The organism is Microcystis sp. M169S2 (assembly GCF_020245865.1).
GTDB classification, from domain to species: Bacteria; Cyanobacteriota; Cyanobacteriia; order Cyanobacteriales; family Microcystaceae; genus Microcystis; species Microcystis ichthyoblabe_A.
The window spans coordinates 1-4,631 of the sequence record NZ_JADBUB010000020.1; the positions used below are offsets into that span (position 1 = coordinate 1).

Sequence of the window (4,631 nt, forward strand, 5' to 3'; positions counted from 1 at the left end):
ATTGGAGTGATTGGGGGGAAAATTTAGGGATTTTTTCCCTGAAAATTAGGTAATTGACCACCTGAAAATGGGTAAAACCCCACACCCCACACCCCACACCCCACACCCTGCCCCCACGAAAAACTTTTTCAGCAGCCCCTATTTAATTGGGGGTTAAACCACCAAGAATGGCTAGGACTTGCTGAAAAAGTATGGGCGAAGCATTCGGATAGAAAATCTACGGTTTCACCGATAGGTTATTGTCCGAATGCTTCGCCCCTACAGAACGCGGGCCGATGAAGACGCAAGGTTTTGAACGACGATTCTCTCAAAATCTTGCACCTGTGAGAGCAAAACAGAACCCTAAAACTCTTACCTCGTCTATATTTAACATTTATTCAGCAAGCCCTATCTACCAATCTATCTGAACAGGATATTTTGCTAATATTGAATCATGGCTAATCAGTCTAGCATTTTCAAGATTAGCTTGAGCAACTAACAAGCGGTCAAATGGATCTTTATGGATGTTAGGTAAAGTATTTAAAGCTAAAACATGGCTGACTGTAATTGATAAAAGGCCAATTTGGTTAGTTTCCTGCTGAGTATTAATCATTTCTGCTAAAGGTATCTTGAGTGATAGTTTACCTAGTTGTAGTTTGATTTGCATTTCCCAAATACTTGTAATACTAAGTAATAGCGTATTACTAGGATCTCTACACAGTTCTAAAGCTCTTTGAGAGAGTTTTTCTGGTTCGCTATCCCACCAAATAAATGTATGGGTATCTAAAAGAAATTTCATGATTCACTTGTCCAAAATTCTTCAGGAAGTGGCTCATCAAAATCTTCGCTAGTCCTAATTTTTCCAGCGTGTAGTCCTGGTTGTCGTAACTTAGGAGAAGGAGTTTCAGACGTTGTTTTTTCAGTATCTCCCCAAGGAATTAGACGAGCTACAGGCTTGTTTCCTTCGGTTATAATAATTTCAGTATCTACCTTTATTAAGGCAAGTAGTTCTTGTAAAGTTAACTGTACTTGATTGAGATCAATAGTTTTGTTTGACATGAATAATTTTCTCTCTTTATTTACTTCACAAAATAAAACAGGATTCAGTGATAACTGCCTCACAAGTTAATAAAGGTTTGGCAACTTTTTCCCATTGCTGAATTGACCAATTGTGATAATTATCACTCCGGTATGTCTTGGAATCGCAGATCTTTTATTTAATTGGGGGTTAAACCACCAAGAATGGCTAGGACTTGCTGAAAAAGTACGGGCGAAGATTCGGGCAATAACTTATCGCTGAAACCGTAGATTTCCTATCCGAATGCTTCGCCCCTACAGGACGTGATCGATAAACTGTTTACGTTTCATACAACAATTTTCTCTTCTTGGTAGTTTCCCTTTGTAGCGGCAATTGCTTCCTGTTTATTCAATTCTAATGCTTCGCTAAGAGTAATTTTTAGGGTTTCTAATAACTGATCACGAGATGCTTCTTGACAGTTAACTCCCGGAATTTCTTCTATCCAACCAATCCACCAATCTCCGTCTGGCTGAATGATAGCTGTGTAGGTGTTAGTCATAGAATATCTCCTTAGCTAAAATACAAATATATATTATTATACTCGATTTAGGAAACTCTGAAACCGCTCATCTCCCCGAATCTGCTCAAAATCTTTATCTGTTTTCGCCATATCCTGATATTCGACATCAAGATTGATGGCGCGTTGTAAGTTTTCGATAGCTAATTCCACATTATTTTGTAAGCCATAACAGCAAGCTTTATTGTAGTAAGCATTAGCATAATTTGAATTAATTTTAATAGCTTGATCGTAGGAGGCGATCGCTTGTTCAAATCTGCCTAAATTACCTAACGCATTCCCTCGGTTGTTCCAAGCTTGATGTAAATCGGGTTTAATTTCTAAAGCTCGATCGTAGGATGCGATCTCTTCTTCAAATCTGCCTAAATTACCTAACGCAATCCCTCGGTTGTACCAAGCTTCATGGTCATCGGGTTTAATTTCTAAAGCTCGATCGTAGGATGCGATCGCTTCTTCCAATCTGCCTAAATTATATAACGCAATCCCTCGGTTGTTCCAAGCTTCATGCTTATCGGGTTTAAATTCTAAAGCTTGATCGTAGGATGCGATCGCTTGTTCGTATTCTTTTCCCATTTGATGAATTAAGCCTTTTTTATGCAACAATTTAGATGCTTGAACAGGATCGAGAGATGGGGAATCGCTTAAATAGGCTTTAATTTCGGCTAACTTTTCCTGTCGTTGTTGGGGAGTGAATTGCTGATAGGTATCGAGATCACCGTCTAAATAAACCAGTCTTATAATTTCTCTTTCCAATATGTCCTTATCCGTCGGAAATTCATAAACTCCCGAATACCAATCAAAAAAATCCGACGCACGACGAATAAAATACCGCAAGGCAAATTCCGGCAATAAGAATACTAAAGTAAAGGGAAATTGCCGCTCAAATCGCTCACGGGATAGGTTTAAATAGCCTAAAATCTTAGGAACTCCGGCCCAGGTTCCCCCATAAACCGGACTTTGACTCGACAAGAAATAGCCTTCACTTTCCGCTTCTTCGTAGCGCAGTAGTGCATTTTCTAAACCGCGCACAAAAAGAATGTTTAAATTGGTATAATTTGGTAGATCGACAATTTTCTCATACAAATTATCGGTTTCTGAATCAAGTTGCAGGACTTGAATATTTTTATTAGGTAAATCTTGACTGACTCCCCGGATAATCTCATCAGCTTGCACGGGAGAACAGCGAACAAAGAGTAAATTAAAGCCATTTTTTCGTCTCAGCGATCGCAGTAATGCTTGATAGGATTCTGCTGCTGTTAGGGGTTGCTCTTCTCGCAATCCTTCAAAATCCGATTCCTGAAAGTTAGTTAAGGGTTTTACTTTTGGGTTTGTCATTATTATATATAGCTGTATTCAGATTTATGAGGTACACTAATTTTCTCACCTGTTCCCTGTTTCCCGCTCCCCATTCATCATTCATAATTCATCATTCATAATTCATAATTCATCATTAAACTCCTTAATTTTGGTAATTAAAGGATGCACATCATACCAACTTTTCAACTCTGCATCTGCATCAAAATAAGCATATTGTAAAATACAACGATTGAATAATAATTTACGATGAGCTTCATCATTTTGAATTTCGTTGGTACGATATACCTTAGCCAGAATTTTCCACTGCTCGTGTTCTACTGTTCTCTGATAGACATCTCTAGCTTGAGTTATTGCTCTTTGAGCAGCTTTTGCGGTAATAGGTAAAGCATCCACATGATCTAAAGCGGTTTGCATTAATAAAATTAGGTTTCGTACATGACCTCCAGTCATTAAACATAATCGCTCCAGAACTTCTTGACTTTCAAAAATATCTGTTCCTAGCTTTTTCGTCGGTAAAAATTGCTGCGTTCTTTTCTCAATAATAGCCTTAATTTTTGCCATACCATCGGGATTAATAGTACGATCAAGATTGCGGATCATAATCATCGGTAAAACCATCGGGTCATTATCATAAATATCCCGTAGATCATTGGCCCGATTAGAATAGGCCATTGAAATAGGTATAGTATAAATCAAATGACAATTTAACCCCTTTAATTGATTAGCCCGATCTAAAAAAATCTCATCATGATTAGTTTTATGATCTCGCCGATATATCGGTACAATGCGATCTAAGTTATCAACAATTACCACTAATTTTGTTGAATCATCTAAGACAGTTTTGCTATTATCAATAAACTCATTTAGTGCTGTTAACAGCGTAACAGTATGAGGATTGATTTTATTTCTTATTTCTTGTCTTTGACTGGGAATTGCCCGAATCGCCGCAGATAATTTACCAAAGTATTTAATCAAGTCTCCCGTTTCTAATTTGACATCTTCCACTTTAATCTCTGTTAAAGCTAAATCAATTAAATCCTGCCAACGAGATTTTATCCAGTTTTTTAAGGGGGTTGAATTAGCCTGTTTTAGTTGTTCTAACAAATGGCGCGTACAGGCAATGAGAATATCTGTATATTGAGCATCTTCTGGATCGATATCGTCTTCATCTGCCGCAAAATAAACAACAAAACAATTTTTTTGCTCTAGATATTTTTTCAGCCGCAATAATTCCGTGGATTTCCCCCCTCCTCGATGTCCTGTGTAGAGTTGATGGGTGTAGTCTGTTGGCAGCGAACGAATAATTTTTCTGCCTAAATCTTGACAGACATCAGCATCCGCTCTCACTGCTTTTAGATCTACATAAAAGGGACTATCGGCAGGTAAAGGAACTGGTTTAAAGACACCAACAAGATTAGCGATCAATTGTTCAGACATAGGCGACTATAGCTTAATTGATGTCATTATTATAACAATAAGTAGGTAGGTGTTAAAAATTGTCAGATTTCCCCCCTTATCAAGGGGGGATTAAGGGTAGGGCTGTTTCATTCTCCCATCAGAATATCAAAAGTAAAAGCGATCGCTATCAGGTAAAATGAGAAGTGACCGCCAACTTTTAAAATATATGTTGAGCTTAATAGAAAAACTAAAACAAGTCAAGGACTTTCGGAAAGATAAAGGAAAAAGACACCCTTTATGGATAGTATTAGTAGTAATAATACTGGGAACAATGCTAGGATA

Annotated in this window: 6 protein-coding genes; 1 reads left to right on the plus strand and 5 read right to left on the minus strand. The window is 37.7% G+C overall.

Translation table 11 applies throughout. The features are described from left to right. Nucleotides 1-391 precede the first annotated feature (391 nt). The 5 genes from IM485_RS01950 to IM485_RS01970 all read right to left on the minus strand — a co-directional run bounded on the left by IM485_RS01950 (nucleotide 392) and on the right by IM485_RS01970 (nucleotide 4,328). A complete protein-coding gene (locus IM485_RS01950) occupies nucleotides 392-778 on the minus strand; it encodes a type II toxin-antitoxin system VapC family toxin (RefSeq protein WP_002734288.1) in 387 nt (128 codons plus the stop codon). Next, nucleotides 775-1,038 carry a type II toxin-antitoxin system Phd/YefM family antitoxin gene (locus tag IM485_RS01955; protein WP_287740885.1) on the minus strand — a complete coding sequence of 88 codons (264 nt, stop codon included), beginning with the start codon at nucleotides 1,036-1,038 and terminating at the stop codon, nucleotides 775-777. Before IM485_RS01955 ends, IM485_RS01950 begins: the two co-directional genes overlap by 4 nt. Before the next feature lie 305 nt (nucleotides 1,039-1,343). Next, nucleotides 1,344-1,556, minus strand: coding sequence for a hypothetical protein (locus IM485_RS01960; RefSeq protein WP_002780190.1), 213 nt, complete (start codon nucleotides 1,554-1,556; stop codon nucleotides 1,344-1,346). A gap of 36 nt (nucleotides 1,557-1,592) precedes the next feature. Further along, on the minus strand, nucleotides 1,593-2,852 hold the full coding sequence (locus IM485_RS22890; protein WP_396888637.1) for a tetratricopeptide repeat protein: 1,260 nt from the start codon (nucleotides 2,850-2,852) through the stop codon (nucleotides 1,593-1,595). Nucleotides 2,853-3,011: 159 nt separating this feature from the next. Further along, nucleotides 3,012-4,328, minus strand: coding sequence for a P-loop NTPase fold protein (locus tag IM485_RS01970; RefSeq protein WP_287740886.1), 1,317 nt, complete (start codon nucleotides 4,326-4,328; stop codon nucleotides 3,012-3,014). A 187-nt stretch (nucleotides 4,329-4,515) separates the two neighbouring features. On the opposite strand from IM485_RS01970, the gene IM485_RS01975 reads away from it, so the two are divergent. Beyond that, on the plus strand, nucleotides 4,516-4,631 hold a 116-nt coding region (locus IM485_RS01975; RefSeq protein WP_502882151.1), incomplete at its 3' end, for a transposase family protein.

Excerpts from the sequence above, each read along its gene's own strand:
- IM485_RS01950 (WP_002734288.1), bottom strand. The coding sequence starts at position 778 with ATGAAATTTCTTTTAGATACCCATACATTTATTTGGTGGGATAGCGAA.
- IM485_RS01955 (WP_287740885.1), bottom strand. The coding sequence starts at position 1,038 with ATGTCAAACAAAACTATTGATCTCAATCAAGTACAGTTAACTTTACAA.
- IM485_RS01960 (WP_002780190.1), bottom strand. The coding sequence starts at position 1,556 with ATGACTAACACCTACACAGCTATCATTCAGCCAGACGGAGATTGGTGG.
- IM485_RS01970 (WP_287740886.1), bottom strand. The coding sequence starts at position 4,328 with ATGTCTGAACAATTGATCGCTAATCTTGTTGGTGTCTTTAAACCAGTT.